The 20,725-nt window shown below is 70.9% G+C and carries 21 protein-coding genes, 1 tRNA gene and 1 pseudogene; 12 read left to right on the forward strand and 11 right to left on the reverse strand.

Annotation, left to right across the window (positions count from 1 at the left end; translation table 11 throughout):
* Positions 1 to 32 precede the first annotated feature (32 nt).
* From GA0115234_RS22670 to GA0115234_RS22680, 3 genes are all read left to right on the forward strand, one after another.
* A complete protein-coding gene (locus tag GA0115234_RS22670; protein WP_093544560.1) occupies positions 33 to 965 on the forward strand; it encodes an aminoglycoside phosphotransferase family protein in 933 nt (310 codons plus the stop codon).
* Between the two features lie 123 nt (positions 966 to 1,088).
* Complete coding sequence (locus GA0115234_RS22675) at positions 1,089 to 1,493, forward strand: hypothetical protein (RefSeq protein WP_237541610.1); 405 nt, start codon at positions 1,089 to 1,091, stop codon at positions 1,491 to 1,493.
* Positions 1,494 to 1,802: 309 nt separating this feature from the next.
* Positions 1,803 to 2,144: a DUF5713 family protein gene (locus GA0115234_RS22680; protein WP_093544563.1), complete on the forward strand. Its 342-nt coding sequence runs from the start codon at positions 1,803 to 1,805 to the stop codon at positions 2,142 to 2,144.
* Positions 2,145 to 2,315: 171 nt separating this feature from the next.
* Here the strand turns inward: GA0115234_RS22680 and GA0115234_RS22685 are convergent, their stop codons facing one another.
* Both GA0115234_RS22685 and GA0115234_RS22690 read right to left on the reverse strand, forming a co-directional pair.
* Positions 2,316 to 2,759 carry an HIT family protein gene (locus tag GA0115234_RS22685; RefSeq protein WP_093544566.1) on the reverse strand — a complete coding sequence of 148 codons (444 nt, stop codon included), beginning with the start codon at positions 2,757 to 2,759 and terminating at the stop codon, positions 2,316 to 2,318.
* A 139-nt stretch (positions 2,760 to 2,898) separates the two neighbouring features.
* On the reverse strand, positions 2,899 to 3,519 hold the full coding sequence (locus tag GA0115234_RS22690) for a TetR/AcrR family transcriptional regulator (RefSeq protein WP_093544569.1): 621 nt from the start codon (positions 3,517 to 3,519) through the stop codon (positions 2,899 to 2,901).
* A gap of 122 nt (positions 3,520 to 3,641) precedes the next feature.
* On the opposite strand from GA0115234_RS22690, the gene GA0115234_RS22695 reads away from it, so the two are divergent.
* Positions 3,642 to 4,331, forward strand: a complete 690-nt coding sequence (locus GA0115234_RS22695; RefSeq protein ID WP_093544572.1) for a DUF998 domain-containing protein — start codon at positions 3,642 to 3,644, stop codon at positions 4,329 to 4,331.
* Between the two features lie 97 nt (positions 4,332 to 4,428).
* Positions 4,429 to 4,641, forward strand: a complete 213-nt coding sequence (locus GA0115234_RS22700) for a DUF4287 domain-containing protein (protein ID WP_093544575.1) — start codon at positions 4,429 to 4,431, stop codon at positions 4,639 to 4,641.
* A gap of 53 nt (positions 4,642 to 4,694) precedes the next feature.
* On the opposite strand, the gene GA0115234_RS22705 is transcribed toward GA0115234_RS22700, so the two are convergent.
* The 4 genes from GA0115234_RS22705 to GA0115234_RS22720 all read right to left on the reverse strand — a co-directional run bounded on the left by GA0115234_RS22705 (position 4,695) and on the right by GA0115234_RS22720 (position 9,335).
* Complete coding sequence (locus GA0115234_RS22705; RefSeq protein WP_093544578.1) at positions 4,695 to 6,992, reverse strand: hypothetical protein; 2,298 nt, start codon at positions 6,990 to 6,992, stop codon at positions 4,695 to 4,697.
* 3 nt (positions 6,993 to 6,995) lie between these two features.
* Positions 6,996 to 7,067 (reverse strand) — tRNA-Arg (locus GA0115234_RS22710).
* Between the two features lie 91 nt (positions 7,068 to 7,158).
* Positions 7,159 to 8,322, reverse strand: coding sequence for a hypothetical protein (locus tag GA0115234_RS22715; RefSeq protein ID WP_093544581.1), 1,164 nt, complete (start codon positions 8,320 to 8,322; stop codon positions 7,159 to 7,161).
* 170 nt (positions 8,323 to 8,492) lie between these two features.
* On the reverse strand, positions 8,493 to 9,335 hold the full coding sequence (locus GA0115234_RS22720; RefSeq protein ID WP_093544793.1) for an oxidoreductase: 843 nt from the start codon (positions 9,333 to 9,335) through the stop codon (positions 8,493 to 8,495).
* Between the two features lie 67 nt (positions 9,336 to 9,402).
* Between GA0115234_RS22720 and GA0115234_RS22725 the strand changes: the two genes are divergently transcribed.
* Positions 9,403 to 10,068: a DNA-binding response regulator gene (locus GA0115234_RS22725; RefSeq protein WP_161275640.1), complete on the forward strand. Its 666-nt coding sequence runs from the start codon at positions 9,403 to 9,405 to the stop codon at positions 10,066 to 10,068.
* Between the two features lie 114 nt (positions 10,069 to 10,182).
* On the forward strand, positions 10,183 to 10,749 hold the full coding sequence (locus GA0115234_RS22730) for an O-methyltransferase (RefSeq protein WP_093544584.1): 567 nt from the start codon (positions 10,183 to 10,185) through the stop codon (positions 10,747 to 10,749).
* 58 nt (positions 10,750 to 10,807) lie between these two features.
* Here GA0115234_RS22730 and GA0115234_RS22735 read toward each other — a convergent pair whose 3' ends face one another.
* Positions 10,808 to 11,134: a pyridoxamine 5'-phosphate oxidase family protein gene (locus GA0115234_RS22735; RefSeq protein ID WP_256088773.1), complete on the reverse strand. Its 327-nt coding sequence runs from the start codon at positions 11,132 to 11,134 to the stop codon at positions 10,808 to 10,810.
* 330 nt (positions 11,135 to 11,464) lie between these two features.
* Here GA0115234_RS22735 and GA0115234_RS22740 point away from each other — a divergent pair, with 330 nt between their 5' ends.
* Both GA0115234_RS22740 and GA0115234_RS22745 read left to right on the forward strand, forming a co-directional pair.
* On the forward strand, positions 11,465 to 12,106 hold the full coding sequence (locus tag GA0115234_RS22740; RefSeq protein ID WP_093544587.1) for a DUF5701 family protein: 642 nt from the start codon (positions 11,465 to 11,467) through the stop codon (positions 12,104 to 12,106).
* Positions 12,107 to 12,246: 140 nt separating this feature from the next.
* Complete coding sequence (locus GA0115234_RS22745) at positions 12,247 to 13,209, forward strand: NAD(P)H-dependent flavin oxidoreductase (protein WP_093544590.1); 963 nt, start codon at positions 12,247 to 12,249, stop codon at positions 13,207 to 13,209.
* A 108-nt stretch (positions 13,210 to 13,317) separates the two neighbouring features.
* On the opposite strand, the gene GA0115234_RS22750 is transcribed toward GA0115234_RS22745, so the two are convergent.
* Complete coding sequence (locus GA0115234_RS22750; protein WP_202554041.1) at positions 13,318 to 13,896, reverse strand: CGNR zinc finger domain-containing protein; 579 nt, start codon at positions 13,894 to 13,896, stop codon at positions 13,318 to 13,320.
* Positions 13,897 to 13,958: 62 nt separating this feature from the next.
* Between GA0115234_RS22750 and GA0115234_RS22755 the strand changes: the two genes are divergently transcribed.
* Together GA0115234_RS22755 and GA0115234_RS22760 are read left to right on the forward strand one after the other, a co-directional pair.
* Positions 13,959 to 15,155 carry an MFS transporter gene (locus GA0115234_RS22755; RefSeq protein WP_370804546.1) on the forward strand — a complete coding sequence of 399 codons (1,197 nt, stop codon included), beginning with the start codon at positions 13,959 to 13,961 and terminating at the stop codon, positions 15,153 to 15,155.
* A 151-nt stretch (positions 15,156 to 15,306) separates the two neighbouring features.
* Positions 15,307 to 15,789, forward strand: a pseudogene (locus tag GA0115234_RS22760) (isocitrate lyase/phosphoenolpyruvate mutase family protein); the annotation flags it as partial.
* 214 nt (positions 15,790 to 16,003) lie between these two features.
* On the opposite strand, the gene GA0115234_RS22765 reads toward GA0115234_RS22760, so the two are convergent.
* On the reverse strand, positions 16,004 to 17,206 hold the full coding sequence (locus tag GA0115234_RS22765; protein WP_093544602.1) for an erythromycin esterase family protein: 1,203 nt from the start codon (positions 17,204 to 17,206) through the stop codon (positions 16,004 to 16,006).
* A gap of 58 nt (positions 17,207 to 17,264) precedes the next feature.
* Between GA0115234_RS22765 and GA0115234_RS22770 the strand changes: the two genes are divergently transcribed.
* Positions 17,265 to 17,999, forward strand: coding sequence for a TioE family transcriptional regulator (locus GA0115234_RS22770; protein WP_093544604.1), 735 nt, complete (start codon positions 17,265 to 17,267; stop codon positions 17,997 to 17,999).
* A 127-nt stretch (positions 18,000 to 18,126) separates the two neighbouring features.
* Here GA0115234_RS22770 and GA0115234_RS22775 read toward each other — a convergent pair whose 3' ends face one another.
* Both GA0115234_RS22775 and GA0115234_RS22780 read right to left on the reverse strand, forming a co-directional pair.
* Positions 18,127 to 18,930: a methyltransferase domain-containing protein gene (locus tag GA0115234_RS22775; RefSeq protein ID WP_093544607.1), complete on the reverse strand. Its 804-nt coding sequence runs from the start codon at positions 18,928 to 18,930 to the stop codon at positions 18,127 to 18,129.
* 39 nt (positions 18,931 to 18,969) lie between these two features.
* Complete coding sequence (locus tag GA0115234_RS22780) at positions 18,970 to 20,433, reverse strand: S8 family serine peptidase (RefSeq protein WP_141718452.1); 1,464 nt, start codon at positions 20,431 to 20,433, stop codon at positions 18,970 to 18,972.
* Positions 20,434 to 20,725 lie beyond the last annotated feature (292 nt).

Here is a 20,725-nt window from a genome sequence, read left to right on the forward strand (position 1 = left end):
CGCCTCATTGGGCTGGTGCGTATGGTGCGTAGATGATCGAAGTACCAGAGGCGTTCGCGCGGACCACGATCGAGCGTGAGGGCCGGCCCGGTGCGGATTGGCTGGCCGAACTCCCCGGGATCGTGGAGGAGCTGTTGGGGCGCTGGGCATGCGTACCGGACGGCGAGGCCATGCACGGGGGCGTCGGCGTCATCGTTCCGGTGCGGCGGCCGGGGGAGGGGGCGGCCGTGATGAAGGTGTCCTTTCCCCATCCAGGGAACGTCCATGAGCCGGACGCGTTCACGGCCTGGGGCGGACACGGAGCCGTGCTGCTGTACGAGCGCGACGACGCACACTTCGCGATGCTGCTGGAACGGGCCCGGCCGTCGACCCTGGCGGAGGCCGAAGAGGGCGACGAGCTGGTGAGGGTCGCAGGGCGGCTCAGCCGTCGGCTGGCCGTCCCTGCCCCGCCCGGACTGCCGCGACTCCGCGAACAGGCGGACGACTGGGAAGCTCGACTTCTGTGGGAAGCAGAGGAGTTGTCGCACGCACTGCCCCGATACGCGGTGGACGCCGCTGTGGCGACAGTCCGGGAGCTGGGCCACGATCAGCCGGACACCCTCATCCACGGCGACCTGCATGCTCGCAACATCCTGCGCGCCGACCGCGAGCCGTGGCTGGCCGTCGATCCCAAGGGGTACGCCGGAGACCCCGCGTACGACGGCGGTCTGCTGCTCAAGACACTGGCGCCGGTGCTCCTCGAATCGGGCGACCTGCGGAGGGCGCTGCACCGCACCCTTCACGTCTTCGCCGAGGCGGCCGAAATCGATCCCGAACGCGCCAGGCGTTGGGCCCAGTTGCATGCGGTCCGGGCCGCGTTCTGGGGGCGCCGTCATGGATTCCGCAGGGCGCGCGGAGGGCCGCAATTGGACCGGCTCACACAACTCATGGACTCCGTGGCGGAGTTGCTCGCCGAACGTGCGTAGCGCCTCCGTCCGGATCCACATCGCGGACCGCTCGGTACGACTGGCAGGCGGCAGGGACAGTACCCGGAATGGCTGTGGTAACGCTAGTTGTCATGCTCGGACTTGGTAACTGAAGTTGTCGGCATGATGCTGCCTGAGATCACTCATGAGGAACAGACGGCCCTCGACAAGGCCCTCCTCGATGCCCTCGATCCACTGGCATCGGCCATGCGCGCGAGGGTGACCGGGCTTCCCGTGGAGCGCATGTGGGATGCAGACCCCGTCGACGTGACTCTCTCGGTCCTCACCGCTTGGAAGGTGGTGGACGCGGAGGTCAAGCGGTTGACGGCAATCGCGGCAGGGACTGCTGGGTCCTACGGTGCGAGCTACGAGCAATTGGGTGCTGCCTGGGGAATCACCCGGCAGGGCGCGCGCAAGAAATGGCCTGACGCCCTCGACAGGTCCACCCCGGCGGAGGCGGAGCCGAGCCGCATCGAACTGTGCGGCGGAAGTGCCGAATTGTTCCCGGATCCGTCATCAGGTGGCTGACGCTGGACTGGGACGGGAGCCGACGGGACACATGGTGAGGCCGACGGCGCCTCGTACCTCGCAACGAGGGAAGAGGCCGCCGCCCACGCGGGCGCCTTCTTGGGTGAGCATGCCGTCGAGCGGGGACCGGCTCGTCCTGGGGGTGCGGGCGCCGACTCGCAGTGAGGGCGGGTGTCACCTGCCACGGATCCGACGGGCTGTGACCTCGGGGACGTGGGTGCGGAGACCCGGTCCCGGATCTCGGGGCGGGGTTGTCAGTGGTGTGGTGCATGATCGGTGCGTTGGGCTCTTCAAAAGAGATGGGGCACCGTGCCGATCATGAACCACCAGGTCGCCGAGCATGTCTTCCTGGAGCAGTTGTACGCGGACGAGTACTTTCCGGATCACGTTCTCGACAAGGGCAAGGCAATCCTGCTGAGCCTGTGCGAACGGATCGAGGCGGAGCAGCCTGCGGATCTTTCGGCTCTGTACGTACTCACGGAGGTCGCGACCGAGCAGTTCAACGTGCTGGAGGCCGAGTTCGAGGCGGCGGGGAGCGAGATCGAGACCGTAGCGCGAGAGGAGATAGGCGAGGACTTCTGGTTCGTGGCGTCGGCGTACGGATTCTCGGACGCGGATCCGGAGGAGCTGATCGCTGCCAGGGAATGGTGAGTGTGGTGGGAGGGCCGGGGCAGGCGCCGTTGGCGTTCCGCGGAGGTGGTACCGCCATCGGCGGGGACCCTACGGCTGCGGACTCGGCTGGAGCGGTCCGACCACGAGCCCGCTTCCTCTCAACTGTCAATCGACAAGCGGCGATTGACAGTGTCCATCGCCGGACGGGTGTCAATGTCGCAAGGTATCCAGTGCGGCGAGACCACCGCGGATCGCAGCGGATGCCCTGTCGAGTTGTTCTCGTTCGTCGACGCGCCAGTCGGCGCCGATGCGGAAGGCATCACCTGCGAAGCGGGGGATGACATGGAGGTGCACATGGAAGACCTCTTGGAAGGCTGCTTCGCCATCCGCGAGGAGCAGGTTGACGCCCTCGCATCGCAGCCCTGAGCGGCGCAGTGCCCGTCCGAGGCGGTGTGCCGCCGTCCAGACCCGGACGCCGATGTCCTCCTGAAGGTCCTCCAGCCCAACCGCGTGCGTCTTGGGAACGACCAACACATGGCCTGGATTGACGGGACGGAGATCCATGAAGGCGATCACCGACTCGTCCTCATGGACGACGCTTGCAGCAGCCTCACCGCGCACTATCGCGCAGAAGATACATCCGTCACTCGCCATGAGCTGTCTCCTAGTTCCCACGTCAGGGGTGTGTACGACCCCTGTGTGCGGTTGATGCCGGAGCATACGGTCAGCCGTCCTGGACGGCCAGGGTCGGGCAGGTGGCTGACCACTGGCCGGCAAGGACGGGCGCGGCGGTTCAGCGGTATGCGGCGAGGAAAGTGCGGACGCCGGCAGTGGCGTAGTGGTCGAGATCGGCCTGGGTGTGCTGGGGACCGCCGTGGAACATCGCCTGGTTCACCGGGATCCACATCAGCAGGCCGGAGAAGTGGTGGGCGGCCAGGAGCGGTTCGTCGATCCGGAGCAGACCGTCCTCGGCCAGGCGCTGGAACGTGGCCGCCAAGGTCGCCAGGACTCGCTCGAAACCCTGCTCGTACCAGGCCGCGCCGAGTTCGGGGAAGATGTCCGCGTTGGCGATGACCAGGCGCCGCAACTGGAGCACCTGTGGCTGTGTGAGAGCGGTGAGGAACTGCCGGGCGAGGCGGGTCAGGTTCTCGTCCAGTGTGTCGGCGTCGGACGGGACGTCGGCCACCAGGCCGATCATGCCGTCGAGGCGGTCGGTGGTGGCCAGGACGATCTCGGAGAACAGCTTCTCCTTGTCGGAGAAGTGCTTGTAGACGGTCTGCTTGGATACGGCCGCCAGCTTCGCGATGTCGTCCATGCTCGTGCCGGAGTAGCCCTTCTCCATGAACACCCCGGTTGCGGCCTCCATGATCGCCTGGCGCTTCCGTGCCGATCGGCCCTGCTCGTTCGTTTCCATGTTGCCTCCCTGACCTGACAGTACTGGACAGTCCAGTTCATTCACGGGTACTGTACCGTCCAGTTCCAAGCGGTACTGAACCGTCTAGTTCTGTTCTGGTGTGCAATTCGAGGGGGACTTCCATGACTCAGACGACCAACGCCCCGATCACCGGCCCGATCGTGGACAACTCCACTGCCTCGGCCCGGCGGACGACGCGGGCCCTGCTGGCTGCCGGTATCGCGGCGGGCCCGCTGTTCCTGGGCGTGGGCGTGATCCAGGGCTTTGCCCGCGAGGGCTTCGACTTCACCCGCAACGCAATCAGCCAGCTCAGCCTCGGCGACCTGGGCTGGATCCAGGTGACCGGCTTCTTGCTCACGGGGGTGCTGACCATCGCTGCCGCGATCGGGATGCGCCAGGCGCTGCGCGACGCTCCCGGTGGGGTCTGGGCCCCGCGCCTGGTCGGCGTGTTCGGGGCCTCGTTCCTGCTCGCCGGGGTGTTCACCGCTGATCCTGGCGCCGGGTTTCCGGCCGGCACTCCGGAGGGGGCGACCGCCTCGCTGAGTGCGCATGGTGCCGTTCACATGCTCAGCGGGATGGTGGGCTACCTTGCGTTCTGTGCCGCGTCCTTCGTGCTGGTCCGGCTGTTCGTCGCTCGGCGACGGCGCGGCTGGGCCATTGCCTGCCGTCTCGTGCCGGTGGGAGTCCTCGCCGGTTTCGCGGGCTCCTCCGCCGCTGTCCTGGCCTTCACGATCGGAGCCGGACTCGGCCTTCTCTGGCTCACCGTACTGTCGGCCCGGCTGCTCGCCGACGCGCCGACGGCCCAGCCGTAGGCGAGCCCCCGCGGCTTGCGGGCCGGGCGGGAACGCAGCAACCATCCAAGATCATCACGTGCGAGCAGCACGTGCGAACAGAACGGGACATTGCGACATGACTGAACCGGTCAAGGGCCCTGTCAGTTACTTCCCCTCGATCGAGAAGAAGTACGGACGCCCGATCACGGAGTGGAAGGATCTCATCCGGTCCTCACCTCTCACCAAGCACATGGAACTCGTCTCCTGGCTCAAGACCGAGCACGGCCTCGGCCATGGCCACGCCAACGCTCTCGTCGCGCACACCCTCGCGGAAGACAGCGGCAAGTGAACCGTCCTCGTGGCCGGTAGCCCAGAGGATCCGGAGACACCGGACGCGCCACGTCAGGCACGGGGAGCCGGGCGAAGCCAGTGGGGTTCGGTGGTCCAGCCCAGGAAGCGGCGTCCCCCACCCGTGTCCGGGGAACCACCGGCCGCGGCCTGGCGCAGGCCGATCAGGGCTGGAGCGAGCCGGGCCGAGACGTGTTCCGGATGGCGGGCCGTCTCCTCGCCGAGCCGGGAGATCACCCGGGCCTGTTCCGCAGGATCGCAGAGCGACAGGTGGAACACCATCTGACGCCATGCGTACGCCGCGTCCTTGATGGTGGAGAGCGGCCGTGGGTTGCCGTGTATCCGGGCAGTCAGCAGGCACACGGTGGCGAAACAACGCCGGGCCAGGTCTCCCCATCCGGGTTCCGGAGCGATACCGATCCAGCCGACCAGGGTGGCCAGGTTGTGGGTCGTGAGGATCTGGGCCTGCTCGATCACCTTGCCGTTGGCCGCCACGGACCAGCTCCTGGTTCCCGGCTCGTCGGCCCGTGCGGCGCACAGTTTCGCGAATTCCGGCGAGGTGCGCGCCCGGTGGGTACCGCGCAGGGACTCGCTCGCCTCGGTGAGCGCGAGGTTGCGGACCGCCGCGTAGTCGATGGCGTAGTAGCGCTCGTAGAGCGTTCCGCCGAGCACTTCCGCGGCGACCCGCGCCGCCGCGAGAAACTTCGGCGTGAAGGTCCCCATGAAAATGTCCGAGGCCAGCTCTTCGACGAACGGTGCGCCGGCCTCGGCCTGTCGAGCGAGTACACCGAGCTCGCGGACCAGCGGGTTGGGCAGGAGCGTGCCGGGAAAAGCCTGTACGGCCAGTTCGCCGAGCTGACGCAGCGCGGTGAGCGCAGCCTCCTGTCCTTGATCGTCGACGCGGTACCCGGACACCGCGCGTATCCAGGGCAGTTCCTCGGTCCGCACCTGCCGGGCGAGGTGGAGCAGGAGCAACGAACGGCGGTTGCGGAACGCCCGGTAGTGCGCGGCCACCAGGGAGCGCAGTGCCTGGTCCCGGTACTCCTGCGAAGTGGTTGCCGCGACCAGTTGCGGCACCAGCTCGGCCAGGACCTCGGCCGAGGGCACCACACCGCGCTCCACGAGCGTCCCGATCGGAGCACTCAGCGCGGCCTCGACGACGCGTCGCACCGTCACCGGGACCACCGCACCCTCGGGCAGCCCCGTCTCCGCGGCCTCGCGGGCCGAGACATCCGCGACCAGCGGTGCCAGATCCGCCGCGCCGGTCTGCTGTGGGAGACCGGAGAGCCGACGCAGGACGAGTTGGGCGAGCGCGTGGTGTGAGGGCCGGGCCGCCTGCACCGCCTGACGGGCGCGCAACTCGCTGTGCTGCCCGGAGCCGGGACGGCCACGTCGTCGGACCATGGATTCCACCGCGTGCCGCAGCAGCCCGAGCCGACGGGCGTCCAGCGGCCGGCCGGCGACCGCTTCCTCCAGGGCACCGCGCAGGATGCCCAGGTTCTCCTTCGGGTCGCGGTGCTTGGTGCAGCGGGTGTGGGCCGCGGCGAGGTCCCGGTAGCGCCGCAGGAGCATCGCACCGCGCTCCTGCCAGGTGTCGTCGGGCACGCGGTCCAGCACGCGCCCGGTCCCGGCCGTCTCCAGCCAGTGAGTCAGCAGTTCGTCCCCGAAGGGCTGCCAGACGGAGAGGGCCTCGCGCTGGGTCTCCACCGCGGAGTGGGGTCGCCGGGCGGACAGGGAAGCGCCGACGTCGCCGACCGTGCGGCGATGGACCGCCTGCACGTCCGGCGTGGGCAGATCGGACGGCCGCGGTGTGAAGCGCAGCCGGTCGGCCCACGGTTCGAGGATCTCGACCAGTTCCAGCGCACCGGCTACGTCCCCGGCCCGCACCAGCCACGCCACGAACAGCAGCGCGGCTTCTTCGGGCACGGCGAACTCGTAGCGCCCGCTGTCGAGCAGCGCGTAGAGCCGTGCCAGGCCCGGTTCGGTGAGGCAGTACGCGAACAGCGCCCGGCGCTCGGCGGGTACGCCCGCCAGGGACGCGGCTTCCCGCTCGTACGGTTGCAGCGGGCCCTCGGCGCTCGCGGCGGAGGTGGCGAACCCGCCGCGTACGACCTCCGGAGTCACCCAGGCGGGCAGATCCGCCACCGGGGTGCGTGAACCGATGGTCAGGCGCCTCTCGGCCATGCCGGAGAGCACTGCCTGCCAGCGGCCGACACGGCTCGCGGCGCGGTTGCGGGTGTCGGCCTCACCATGGGTCAGCCAGGTCCGGAAAGCCTGGGCCCGCATGGCCTGGGGATAGGCCGGCAAGTCCCCGGCCCCTGCGGAGTGCTGCTGCTCAGCGTCGTCGTTCATAAGCCGACGTGGCAGGTTCCGCCCCTGCGCCCTCCGGGTCCGGAGCCCGGTGCTCTCCTACTGAGCTACACGTCGATGGAGATGAGGCTAGGCGCCCCTCCGAAGCCCGTGCAAGCGCATTTGACGAGGGATTGTGCCCCCGCTTCATCGGCACCCGACGACCGCATCACGGTCCGGTGGAACCCTGGCCCGGGCCCAGGGCGTCGACCCTCTCCGTGCGGTCCATGGCCACCCGCAGCGTCACAGCGGCCACGACCCCCGCCACCAGCCCACAGGTCAGGGCGGCCGGGACACCGCCACCGATGGTGGAGAACAACGACTCCAGCCCCCAGCGCAGGCCCGTGCCGTCCGTCGCCACCCGCAGCACCTGACTCGCCAGCAGCCCGAGGACCGTCGCGCAGACCGCGCCCGCCGCCATCGCCGGGACGCTGGTCCGGGTGAGCAGTACGGGCAGCCGCCGCAGCGCCCACCAGACCACGGCGAGCAACAGCACATCGGCGGCCCGGTACAGGAGCCAGTCGCCGATGGGCGCGCCCGCGGGGCCCGACCAGGCGCCGAGCAGCAGCCACTGGCGCAGGAGATCGCCCGGTTCGGCCAGCAGCCCGACGCCCGGGGAGACTCTCTGGAGGGCGGCGGCGACCGGCTGGTACGAGAGGACCACCAGGGACAGCGCGATCACCACGGTCCCGGCGGTGGCGGACAGACGGGCGGCGCGCGCCGGGACCGCCTCCTGCGGCAGCGGACCGGCTCCCTTGACGGAGATCCGCGCGATGAGCACCGTACTCACCGCCGCGACCAGCGCGGCCACCACCAGGACCTGCCGCCCGGAGGAGATCACGCCCGCCAGCTGGGGCAGGAAACGGTAACTGCCGCGCCCCTGCGAGGCGATCAGCCACGGCGCGGAGACGGTCACGGCCAGGGTCCCGGCCACCAGACCCCAGGCCCACACCGCGAGCAGCGTGGCCGGCATCCGGCCGTGCACCGGCGGCAGTCTGCGGATCAGGAGCATCGCCACCGGCACGAAGAAGGCGAAGACCGCGGCGAACCGGATCTGCAGCGCTGTTGTGTACAGGGAGAGATAGCGGGTGCCGTCCGCTCCGGCCGGGTCCCCGATCCCGCCGGACACCCCGATGCCGAACCGGACCGAGGCCGGAGGGTCGTACGACCAGGGGGTGAGCCAGCGTTCCAGTTCGGCGGCGGCCCGGCCACCGAGCACATCGGTGGTACCTGGCAGATGGAGCGCCTGGGCACTCGCCCCCGCCCACCACAGAAGTGCCGTGAGAAGGAGCCCTCCCACCAGTGCCGGTATCGCCACGCGCCGGTATGTCATGTGCTGCCCCCGAATCGACCGCTCACCCCGTGAATCCCCTGGCCATGGAGGTTACGAGGCGCTGATCACGTACGGATCACGGCTGTACGTCGAGTTGCCCGGACAACGGCGCGGACGGCGTGAGTGGGGGGGAGGGGCGCCGAAGGCGACCGGCCGGCGGAGCCGGGCGGTCAGCCTCGGAGCGCGGACAGATCCTCGTCGCCGAGCACCAGATCGGCGGCCGCGAGGTTCTCCTCCAGGTGATCGAGCGAGCCGGTGCCGGGAATCACCAGCATCGACGGCGACGCCGCCAGCAGCGAGGCGATCTGCACCTGCGCGGTGGTCGCACCCAGGCGTGCCGCGACCTTGCCGAGCCGTTCGGTGTCGAGCGGGTCTCCGCCACCACCGAGCGGGAAGTACGGCACGTACGCGATACCCGCCCCCTCACACTCCGCGAGCAGCCCCGGGTCGTCGGCGTGCTGGTTCTGCACCGCCGCCACGGGCGCGATCGCGCGGGCCTCGGCGAACTGGGCGGCGTCGACACTACTGACACCCAGGTGCCGGATCAGCCCCTCCGCCCGGAGCTCGGCCAGAACCGCGAACCGTTCGGCGATCGACTCGCCACCCGGCCTGGTCATCCCGCCCACGCGCAGGTAGACCAGGTCCAGCCGGTCCAGTCCGAGGGAGCGCAGATCCGACTCCACCAGGCCGCGCAGCTGATCAGGTGTCGCCTGCCCGCTCGGCACACCATCGGGCTGGAGCAGGGGTCCGACCTTCGTCGCGATGACCAGGTCGTCACGGTAGGGGGCCAGCGCCGTACGGATCAGTTCGTTGGCCCACACCTCTCCTCTGCCGTAGAAACCGGCGGTGTCGATGTGGTTCACGCCCAGTTCCGCGGCGCGCCGGAGCACGGCGATGCCGGTCTCCGGGGCCCGCGCCGGGCCGTCGAAGGTGCCCATCGCCAGGCGCATGGCGCCGAAGCCGAGCCGGTTGATGGTCAGGTCTCCGCCGAGGGAGAAGGTCTTGATCGTCATGAGATTCATGGTGCCCGGCACCACCATGGCCGGCGAGCGCGCGGCAGCTTGCTGCCAGACTGGAGGGGTGCGGAACGAACCCGTGTTTTCAGTCCAAGGGGACGCAGAGCTGATCGAGCGCGCCGGTCATCTCTTCGAGTCCGCGAACACCGAGTTCCTGTGTGCTGCCAGGGACCTCAGGACCTGGTCGCGGCCGGAAGCCAGGGCGGCGATCCAGCACCGGATGCGGGCGAGGGAGCTTGCCGGATTCACCACGCGCAAGCTGCTCAGCCCGGTGGCGCTGGCCGAGGAGGAGGCCCGCGCGCATCTGCGCCTGGTGCAGAGCGAGGGGGCGCTCGTACGGATCAGCAGCTCGCCGCTGGCGCACGAGACCATCATCATCGACCGGCGGGTGATGATCCTGGCCGGCCGGGAGACCCCCACCGGTCGTGAGTACACGGTGACGACGTCGCAGGTCCTGATCGACGGCGTCCACTCGTTGTTCACAGCCGTCTGGGACGAGTCGGCCGACCTCGACACCTATCTGCGCCGTGACGTTCCCCATCTCGATGCCGACGGCCGCACGGTCCTCAAAGCCCTCGGTTCGGGACTCACCGATGAATCGGCGGCCAAACGGCTGGGCGTCTCGCTCCGCACCTACCGACGGCGCGTGGCCGAGCTGATGGACACACTGGAGGCCGGCTCACGCTTCCAGGCGGGGCTGCGTGCGGGGGAGCTGGGCCTACCCCACTGACGGTGATGGTCCCCGCTCCGAGCGGCCCGAGCACCTGAGGATCCCGGCTGTGCAACCGACCCTGCCGACGGATAGCGTCATGTTCATGATGCACGATGCGAGAGAGGCGCGACCATGACAGAACGTGTCGTTCCGCCTCGGGTGGTGGCCGCGGAGCGTATTGCCTCCGAGGCGGGATTCAAGAAGAGCTGCATCCCCGAAGTGGGCAGGCTGCTCGGGCTGGCCGCTGCTGCCAAGCCTCACGGGGTCATCGCGGAGAGCGGCACCGGCTCGGGGGTGGGCACCGCATGGCTGCACAGCGGCCTCGGCGGCGCTGCACGCCTGGTCACCGTGGAGCGCGACGAGGAGCTGGCCCGCCGAGCGGCAGGTGTCTTCGCGGACGACGAACGGGTCAGCGTTCTTACGGGGGACTGGCGGCTGCTTGAAGAGCACAGCCCCTTCGATGTCTTCTTCTGCGACGGCGGGGGCAAGCGCGACGACCCGCAGCGGGTCGTCGACCTGCTCGCCTCCGGGGGCCTTCTCATCCTGGACGACTTCACTCCCTCGCCCGACTGGCCGCCTCGGTTCGAGGGCGAAGTGGATGAGCTCCGTCTTTTCTACCTCACTCATCCGGACCTGGAAGCCACTGAAGTACTCACAACACCAGGTAGTTCAGCGGTTGTTGCGGCACGTCGATGCTAGGGGGCGTCGTCTGGAGCGGGCCGCCGCTTCCGCGGGCGCGAGGCGGCCCTGTTCGCAGTCACTGCGCCGTACCGGCCGGCAGCCAACGACGTACGCGCACCTCCAACAGCACGGATCTGCCTCCCGGACGAGCGGGGGTGGTGAGATCCCACTCGTACTTCTCCTTGAACGCGGTCACGACCTCAGCGGGGAACCCGTCGTGGATCAGTGACACGTCTCCCTCGGTGACGACGGGGAACCGGCCGTCCTCCAGGGCCAGGGAGACGCGTGGCTCGGCCTGGACGTTCCTGACCTTGACGGATCTGTGATCCGTACCGATCCACCACTTGGCGTCCGCGTAGACGAACCAGACGGGTGTCACATGAGTGGAGCCGTCAGGTCGCACGGTGACAGCCAGACGTTTTTCTCCGTCTCCAACCGTGTGCGGACGTCCGGTCCCGGAAGATCTGCAAGATGGCCCATGCGTTCATTCGAGCAGCAGTTGTGCTGAAGTGCATCGGGCGGCGAGCCGGACCAATGACCTAGGTCCGAGTGCCGAGGAGAGGACTGCCCGAGCCGCATCGGGGGACGAGTCCGCAGGCCGGATGGGGATCACGCGGGCAGGGGAGCCTGTGATGACGGGCATGGGGCAGGGCGACGCGGAACGATTCCGGGATCTGCCGCGTTATGAACGGGCACGTTCAACTCGCCCTGCTTCGACGTCTCATGGAGCCGCATGCCAACCGCAGCGCACATTCTTCCCTCGATCACTGACCAAGCAGAGCGACTGATCCAGCTCGGAGTGCATGAACTCGGTGGTCTCCGGTCTGCCGAGCTGCGCTCCTTCGCTGCGGGGACCAGGGCTCGTGCCGGCCTTCTCGTGGTCCGCCCGGATCGGGTTCCGGCGTCGGCTCTCGCGCCTCTGCTCCGGCACCAGGGAAAGCCGGGGTTCGTCGTGGTGGACATGCCCGACATCGATCAGTTCTCGCCCATCGAGACCATGGCCGTACCCGACGAGCCGGTCTATGTGGTGGAGGGTCTCGACCGGGGCGACCACATGGCGAACTGGAGCCCCGACGAGGCGCTGCCCGCGATCGCTGAAGAAGGCCGCACCCCGTTGCTCCTGGCCGAAGGGATCCACTGGGTACTCCAGCAGCCGGAGACCCTGGAGCGGGGCCGCTGCTTCATGACCATCGGCTCCCGGCTGCGGAAGGACAACGGTACGCTCGACGCGCGAACCCCGGCGCTGTGGATCAGCAATGGGACCGGGCGGGACGGTCGGGAGAACCGCAACGCGCCGAAGGTGGGCTGGTGCTGGGCGGGCAACCGACACACGTGGCTCGGCTTTGCTTCGGCTGCCAGCCGGATCGCGGCCTGATCACCCTCGCGATCACCTTCGCGTGGCGGGCCACAGCAGAAAGTGGCGTCATCTCGCGAGCAGGCCCCGGCTCGATCGGGTCACGGGCCGGTGTTCCGGAGCACGGGCGGAGAGCACGGGCGGAAAGGAAGACGGCGGACATGGCATTGTCGACGGCGTTCACGGAAATGTTCGGTGTGCGGCACCCGATCGCGTTGGCGCCCATGGGTGGATCGGCGGGTGGCGCGCTCGCCGCGGCGGTCTCCCTCGGCGGCGGACTGGGTTTGCTGGGAGCCGGACAGGGCGATGAGGACTGGCTGGCACGGGAGTTGCCCATCGTGGCCGGCAGCGGGCGGCCGTGGGGAGTGGGGTTCCTGAGCTGGGCGGCCGGTGTCGGCGCGGTCGAGCAGGCCTTGGAGTACGGTCCGCGAGCCGTGATGCTCTCCTTCGGGGACCCGGGCCCGTTCGTCGAGCGAATCCGCGCAGCCGACGCGGCGGTGATCGTCCAGGTCACCGATCTGGAGGAGGCCCGGAGGGCGGTGGACCTGGGCGCCGACGTCATCGTCGCGCAAGGGACGGAGAGCGGCGGACACGGGGCCCGGCGCGGCAGGGCCACCTTGCCGTTCGTGCCGGTGGTGGTGGATCTGGTGGCACCGGTGGCGGTGTTGGCGGCCGGTGGGATCGCCGATGGTCGCGGCGTGGCCGCGGCCCTGGTGCTCGGGGCCGCCGGTGCGCTCATCGGCACCCGATTCCAGGCCACGTCCGAGTCCCTGGCCGATGCCGCGATCACCGAGGCGATCGTCCGCGGGCGCGCGCAGGACACGGAACGCAACGCCGTCCTCGACATCGCCAGGGGAGCCCGATGGCCGACGACGAAGTACACCGCTCGCACCCTCGGCCATCCCTACCTCGACCGTTGGCGGGGAAGGGAGGCGGAACTCGCCGCGGACCCGGAGGCCCGAGCCGCCTACCAGACCGATGTGGCGCGAGGCGTTGTGCCCCCGCTGCCTGTGTGGGCCGGTGAGGGCGTCGATCTCGTCAACGACCTGCCACCCGCCGCCGATCTCGTCGCCGCGCTGGCCACCCAGGCCGAGAACGCCCTGGCCCGCGCGGGAAGGCCCTGACAGAGGCACCGCAGGAGCACCCCAACCGCCGCCGTGCAGCCGGACGATGGCCCCCGCGTCGCCCGCGACCGAGCAGCGCCACGGGACGTTACGGACACGGCCCGGGGGCTATCCGGCTTCACCCGGCCGCACGGTGGAACGGGCACGCCGGTGCGCCGCGACCCGTTCGCGGGTCGCGCATCGGCGTGAGCAGTAGCGGCGCTCCGGGCCGCTGCCCTGGGTGATGAAGACGGTCCGGCAGCTGGGCGACGAACAGACCCTGCCGGGCGGACGCTGGCGATCCCAGACGAGGACGGTCAGGGCCATGCAGGACGAGGCGAGGAGCCACTCGTCCCAGGGGGCGTCGTCGTCCTGGTCGAGATGGGGATGCCAAGGGGTGTCGCCCGCGTGTGAAGTCAGACGGAGCGGTCCGGTGTGTTGCCGCAGGAGGCGATTGAGGGCGACGGCGGCACCGTCGGCGCTCTCTGCGGCGAAGACCTCCCGGAGGAGGGCCGCTGCGGTGCGCATCCCGGCGATGTCGTCTGCGGTGAGGTCGATGGGGTCCGCCTCACCGTAGGAGCGAATCACATGGGCGACCTCGGCCGGGTCGGGGCGGTCGCCGTCGAGTGCGTTGATCAGGGCGGCGGTCCGCCGAGCCGTGGTCAGCACGGAGTGCCGGGTGGACCAGTCGTCGACAGGAGAGGACATTCGCGCAATGTAACGCATCTTGCTGATGTTTGAGTTACTTCCGTAACTTCTCGTGCATGAGAATGCGTTACCCACTCCGCTTCTATCTCGCCGGAGCGGTGGCAGCACGCGCCGGAGACGAGATGTCGGGACCGGCGCTGATGCTGGCTGGATTCGCGATGGCAGGGTCGGCCACCGATGCGTCGGCGCTGCTCGCGGGCATCACGATCTCCGCCGCGGTCGGAGGGCCGGTGCTCGGGGTGCTCCTCGACAGAGCGGGACGGCCCGGACGCCTGCTGGCCGGGGCCCTCGTCCTGTACGCGGCCGGTCTGGGGATGATCCTCGTGGGGCTCGACCGCCTGCCGTTCGCCGTCACCGTCCTGATCGCGGTGCTGACCGGGCTGCTGGGGCCGGCCTTGTCGGGCGGCTGGACGGCGCAGCTGCCCCGGGTGGTGCCGGGCGACCGTCTGCCCCGGGCGAACGCGCTCGATGCCATGACGTTCGGCGTGGCGAGTCTGGCCGGTCCGGCTCTCGCCGGCGGTGTGGCGGAGGCGCTGGCGGCGCCGACGGCGGTGGTGGTCTCCGCGGGGCTCATCGGCCTGGCGCTGCCCGCCGCGTGGATGCTGCCCGCCCGTCCCCGCCCGGGGCGTGGTCCTCGGGCGACCTCGGTGTTCAGCGAGCTGGCTGCCGGTGCACGGGTCATCGTCAGGAGACGGTCTCTCGCCCGAGCGACCCTGAGCTCGGCCGTGTGCTGTGCGGCTCAAGGCATGCTGACAGCGTGCATCGCGCTCCTCGGCGAGCGTGTCCTGGGCGGCGCGGGCCGTGGGGCGATGCTGCTCTCCTGCGCGGCGGTCTCCGCCCTGGCGGCCAACGCCGTACTGGCGCGGTTCCCACGCTCGATCGCGCCCGACACAGTCATCTGGGCCGGTGCTCTGGTCCAGGCCGGCGCATTGGCCCTGGCCGCCTCCGGTCGGCCGGCCGCGCTCGTCGTGGCGGCGCTGATGATCGGAATCGGTGAAGGACCCCAACTGGCCGCCTTGTTCGCAATCCGCCACCGCGAGGCCCCGGAACACCTGCGAGGCCAGATCTTCACCACCGGCGCCAGCTTGAAGATCACCGGATTCGCCCTGGGAGCATCGGTCGCCGGTCCGCTCGCGAACTGGTCCCTTCCCGGCACGTTGATTCTCGCGGCGAGTGTGGCGGCCTTTGCCGCACTGGCATACTTCGCGGTCCCTTCGCCCGCCGTCAACTCGTCCGAGAGCCGTACCTCGGCCCGATGAACGGGGCCGGCCCCTGACCGCCTGCCACAGAGACTCCACCGGCCCGTCGCGTATCCCGGCACGGCAGCCCGATGGCCCGGCCGAATCCGGGTCCACGTCCATGTCGGATTCTTGCCGGACGGTGGGTGGTGGCCAATGTTTCACTCCGTCCATGTTTATGACACAGCCGGATCAGGCCGGCCTCTTCCGCTCCCTGCACACCCCAACCGCACCCCTCGCGCTCGCCAACACCTGGGATGCCGCGAGCGCCCGCGTCATCGAGGCCGCGGGTGCTTCCGCGATCGCCACCACCAGCGCCGGCGTCGCCTGGTCGCTCGGCGCTCCGGACGGCGACGTCCTCACCCGCGGCCCCGCGCTGAAGCTGATCGCCCGAATCGTCGCTGCCGTCGAGGTTCCCGTCACCGCCGACATCGAGGGCGGGCTCGGCAGCGACGCCGCCGAAGTCGCCGAGACCGTCGCCGGGGTGATCGCGGCGGGCGCCGTCGGCATCAATATCGAGGACGGCACCCGGACCCCGACCGAACTGGCGACGCGGCTGGCCGGGGCCCGGCAGGCCGCCGACCGTGCAGGCGCCGACCTGTTCGTCAACGCCCGTATCGACACCTTCCTGTTCGGGCTCGGTGACCCGGACACCCACGGTCACTGGCTCGCCGCTCTCGGCCGAGATCCCGCACGCGGCCTGACCACGACGATGGCCGAAGAACTGCTGCACTGGCGAACTGCTCTGTGAGTGAGCTCGTCCGAGCAAGCCGAAGCCGAAGCCGAAGCCGAAGCCGAAGCCGAATCCGAACTCGGCTTCGGCCGGCCGGTTCTTTCCCTGGTCCGCCCGGTGATCCGGACGAGACGGCCTAGCCCGGCGGGATGTCCTTGACGAACACGATTCCGTCGATTCCGGTCAGGTGGGCCGGATCGAGCGGGGAGTAGCCGAAGTAGGGGGAGACCCGGGGTGCCGGCTGTGTGTCGGGCAGGGCCGTCGCCAACCGGCGGGCGTCGACGAGGCAGCGGTCCTCCGGGAGCGCGTACAGGAGCCCTTCCACGGTGTCCGGGGCGGGGGCTTCCACGCCCTGGTGCGGGATCGTGCCGAGTGCCGTGGCCAGGAAGGCGTACTCCTCGCCCAGATGCGCGCTCACGATCGCGCCCGCGCTCCACCACTCCACCGGAAGGCTGCCCATCCGCATCGTGCTCTTGGCCCGCTGGAGATGGCCGTTGTGGGCGTGGAGCAGTGCGGGGCCCCGCTCGGCGAGGGCGAGGAGGTTGCCGGCCATCATCGAATCCCGCAGGCTCACCAGGCGCGTCAGGCGGCTCGGCGAGGTGTCGGCCATCGAGGAGTGGTAGCGCAGCAGGCCGGTGGCGGTACGCCCGTACAGGCACGCCCGGTCCCAGTCGTCACGCGAGGCCGCCGTGAACAGCTGTGGCGTCCGTGTGTCGAGCAGTGCCACCAGATCGTCGGCGAGCAGCCGCAACTCCCTGGCCGCGGCCGACTGCCCCACGGACCGGGACGGGTCCATCATCGCGGCGGGCTCGGTCCACTGGTCGTCCGTGCCGAGCAGCCGGTCGAGCGTGTCCGCGGAGCAGGGGAGCAGATCCGCCTCCACCCGGGCCGCGAGGTAGCCGTGCAGTGCGGTGAGGGCCAGCCGTGGACTCGCGGCGCCGGTGATCTCCAGCGGGCCGTCGAACCCGGCGAAGCGGAGCCGCTCGGACACGGGCCGGTCGACGTTGTACGCCCGTATCCAACGCACGAGTTCACGATTGGCCGCGGACGCGCCCCACCCATGGCTGAATCCGCGCTCCATGACGTCGTCGAGGGTGCCCGTGCCCCCGGTGACGTAGTCGTCGACGACCAGGCCCATCATGCAGTCGCTCTCGATCGCGATGGTCCCGTAGCCCTCCTGCTCGACGAGTTGGCGGAAGAGTTCGTTGCGCACGTCGAGCAGAGCGTCCTCGCCGTGGGTGGGCTCGCCCAGGGCGAGCAGTCGCGGCCGGGCCGGGAGCAGCCCCATGACAGCGCTGGACTCGACGGCATGGGCGGTGTCTCTGATGTCAGTTGCCATGCATTCAACGCTATCGTTGAACTCTCGGTTGAAACTTTTCCACGATATCAGCAGGGCCATGGCACAGAACCTTCAAAACGGTGTGAGACTCCGGCCGGTCGATCTGGCGCGCGGGTCCGGTCTGTCCACGCAGGCGATCAGGAACTACGAGGCGGACGGCATCCTTCCGGCCGCCGCCCGCACACACCACGGCTACCGCACCTACACCCCCCTGCACGCACAGGCCCTGCGCGCGTTCCTCGCCCTGCTGCCCGGCCACGGGCACCGGACGGCGACATCGATCATGCGGGCGGTGCACGAGGGCGCGACCGAGGAGGCGTTCCGCCTCATCGACGAGAGTCACGCCCAACTCCTCGACGACCGCCGGACCCTCCGGGCCGTGGAGAACGCCCTCCGTGACTTGACGCCCACGCCGGTGCCCGACCCCGACCCGGCGGTGTCCGGGCGGGACGGCACATTCATCGGGCCGTTGGCGAGGAGGCTCGGGATCCGGCCCGCGACGCTGCGCGCATGGGAGCGCGCGGGCCTGGTGAGCCCGTGCCGCGACCCGCGGACCGGATACCGCGTCTACGACGAGGCCGACGTACGGGATGCCCAACTGGCCCACCAGCTCAGGCGGGGCGGCTATCCGCTGGAGCGGATCGCCCCGCTGATCGCACAGGTGCGGGCGGCCGGAGGCCTGGAGCCACTGGAGTCCGCCCTGCGCGACTGGAGTGGCCGGCTGTCCGCCCGAGGACGCGCGATGCTGGCCGGGGCCGCCGAGCTGGAGGCGTATCTCCGCGAGCGCGGATGAGGCGTCGGCCGTCGTGCGTGGCGGAGACCCTGAGGTGGGCAACGGGCGGGCCCGTTCAGGGCTGCTGCGCTGCGCGGCCCGCGGCTCGGCCGGACGACGCGTGTGCGTGAGAGGCGATGGGGGAGGGCTACGGGCGGCGTCCCCACGCGGAGATCATGGGGGCGGTGGCGAGATCGAGCCGCCCCGTGGCAACGTTCGTCAGGTGGCGGTCGATCTCCTCCTCGGTGGCAAGCCCTGCCGCCACCAGCCGGGGGCGGATCTGCCGCACGGTCGCGGCTTCGAGGACGGCACAGGCCGGTGAGGTGATCGGGAAGTACGCGTCGGCCCGAACGTCCTCCAGACCGGCCTCACGCAACAGCCGGGGCAGGGTTCGCCCGTACGCGAGGTCCGCGCCGCGCGCCGCCATCAGGTCGCGGAAGCCGGACCGCAGCCGGTTCGCGAGCCGCTGCTCGGGACCGGACTCGTCCGGACACAACAGCGGCTGCAAACCCGGGTCGGCGTCCTCCAGGAGCAGCCATCCGCCGGGCCGCAGCGCCTGGACCATCCGGCGCAGCGCCTCGGCGCGATCGGTGACGTGTACCAGGACCAGCCGGGCGTGGACGAGGTCGAAACCACCGGGCGGCGGCGGGTCGGCCGCCACGTCGTGCCGCACCACCTCGACCACACCACCGTCGATGGCCCGGGTCCACGACACGTCGATGTCGGTGGCGACCACCGCTCCCGCCGGGCCGACCCGCTCGGCCAGCCCGAGGGGCACGGACGGGGAGCCCGCACCGACCTCCCAGCACCGCATGCCGCTGGTGATGCCGAGCTGGTCGACATGCCGGAACGTCACCGGATCGAACAGTTCACCGAGGGCGCCGAAGCGGACCCCTGCCTCCGATTGCCGGTTGTCCAGCAGGTAGCCGTGATCCGCGTTGTTTTCAGCCATGTGGCGATTCTGGCAGAGGCGTATGCGACGGCGTACTGCCTACGGCGTCGAACCCCCTGGGCGCCAGCCCCGGCGGCGGGCCCGGGGGAGGGTGAACGCGATGAAGCCGGTGATGAGGACGGCTGCCCCGACGGCGGTGGTGACGGCGACGGCCGTGGTGCGGCCGGAGTGGGCCTCGGGAGGCGGCATCCGGAGGTCGGCCGGGGCGCGAGATGCCGAGTGGGCCGTGGCACCGGGGACCGGGGCGGTGACCGCCGCGGCGGGGTCCACCGTGCCCGCGCCGACCAGCGCCCTGTCCGCCGGGATGTGATAAGCGGTCGCGGCGAGCCGGTCGGCCAGCTGAGAGGGCGTCAGTTCAGGGTGCGCGGCGACGGCGAGCGCGGCGGCACCCGCGACGAAGGCGGTGGCCAGCTCGGCGCCGTCGCCGGTGAAGCTGCCCGTGCCACCGGGGCCGACGCTCATCACGGCGTTGCCGGGCGCGGCCAGGTCGGGCGCGGTGCGGGGGGCCGACTTCTGGTCCGGGACACCGCCCGGCCCGAGTGCGGCGACGGCCAGGACGTCCGGCAGCGCGGCGGGGTAGGCGGCAGGGGCGGGCGCGTCCCCGGACAGCGAGACGGTGCTGCCCGCCCCGTACGCCGGGGCGATCACGAGTGCGCCGTGGAGCCCCGCGTCGCGGACCGCCGCGGCGAGCGCCGGGCTGCTTCTGGCCAGGGCGATCGGCACGTCGATGACGCGTGCACGACGGGCGACGGCCGCGTCGATCCCGGCGGCCACACTGTTCGCGGTGGCGGTGCCGTCCGACGCGGTGGCGCGGACGGCGATGATCCGGGCCTCCGGGGCGACCCCCGCGAATCCCGTGCCGGGGCGGGGCGCGGCGGCGATCAGGCCCGCGACGAACGTGCCGTGGCCGATGCAGTCGGTTCCGGCGGCTGCCGAGGCGGGCGTGACACGGCCCGCGAGCGCGGGACTGTGCACGGCGTCCACACCGGTGTCGACGACGGCGACGGTGGCGCCCGCGCCCCGGGTGGTGTCCCAGGCGCGGGACGGGGCGATGTACTGCTGCGGCCACGGCACGTCGGCGGGATGCTGCCGGGAGGGTTTGACACAGCCGCCGTTCTGGGGCGGGGCCGCGGAGATCCGGGGCAGGGCGGGGTCGGCGGAGGCGGGGGACGCCGCCGCAAGCGGTGCCGCCACCGTGAGGGCGGCGGTGAGGGCGACGGCGAGTCCCCGGGCGGCCTGCGGGCGGAACCGTCCTCCCGGGAGGCCGCGCAGGTCACCATCGGCTCGGGGCAGCAGATCCGGTCGGTGGGGCAGTTGCATCATCGGGATGCGCCCCCCTCCGTGGTCGGTGCCTCGGCCCTGCCGGGCGCGGCGGTGCCGGTGCGCGGTGCGCGGGTCGGCGAGGCGCCGGACGTGGTGGTGCGCGGGCGGTCCGACGTACCGGGTCCCGGGGCCGGGGGCGTGATGCCGGGCGTAGCGCGCGGGGCGCTGCGCCCCTGCCAAGGGGCCGGGGTGGCCGACGCGTCCGTTCGCGGGCGGCGCGGGTCGCGGACGGAGGTGGCGGGGCGCTCCGCCCTGCGGGCGTCCGGGAGCGGCGCGGGCGGACCCGGACGCGCGGCGGAGGGTCTCGGGCCGTCCGAGGCGGCGGGCCCGGTGGCGGTCCGGGGCCGGGGCCCAGGAGTCAGGGGCCGCACCGGCTCGCTCACCTTCCGGGGGACCACCTGCGACGCCTCGTCCAGGACCGCCCGCGGGCAGGCGGGGTTGAAGGACTCGAAGCAGGTGGCGCACCGCCCGG

It is taken from the genome of Streptomyces sp. DvalAA-43 (genome assembly GCF_900091725.1).
In the GTDB taxonomy this organism is placed as follows: Bacteria; Actinomycetota; Actinomycetes; order Streptomycetales; family Streptomycetaceae; genus Streptomyces; species Streptomyces pulveraceus.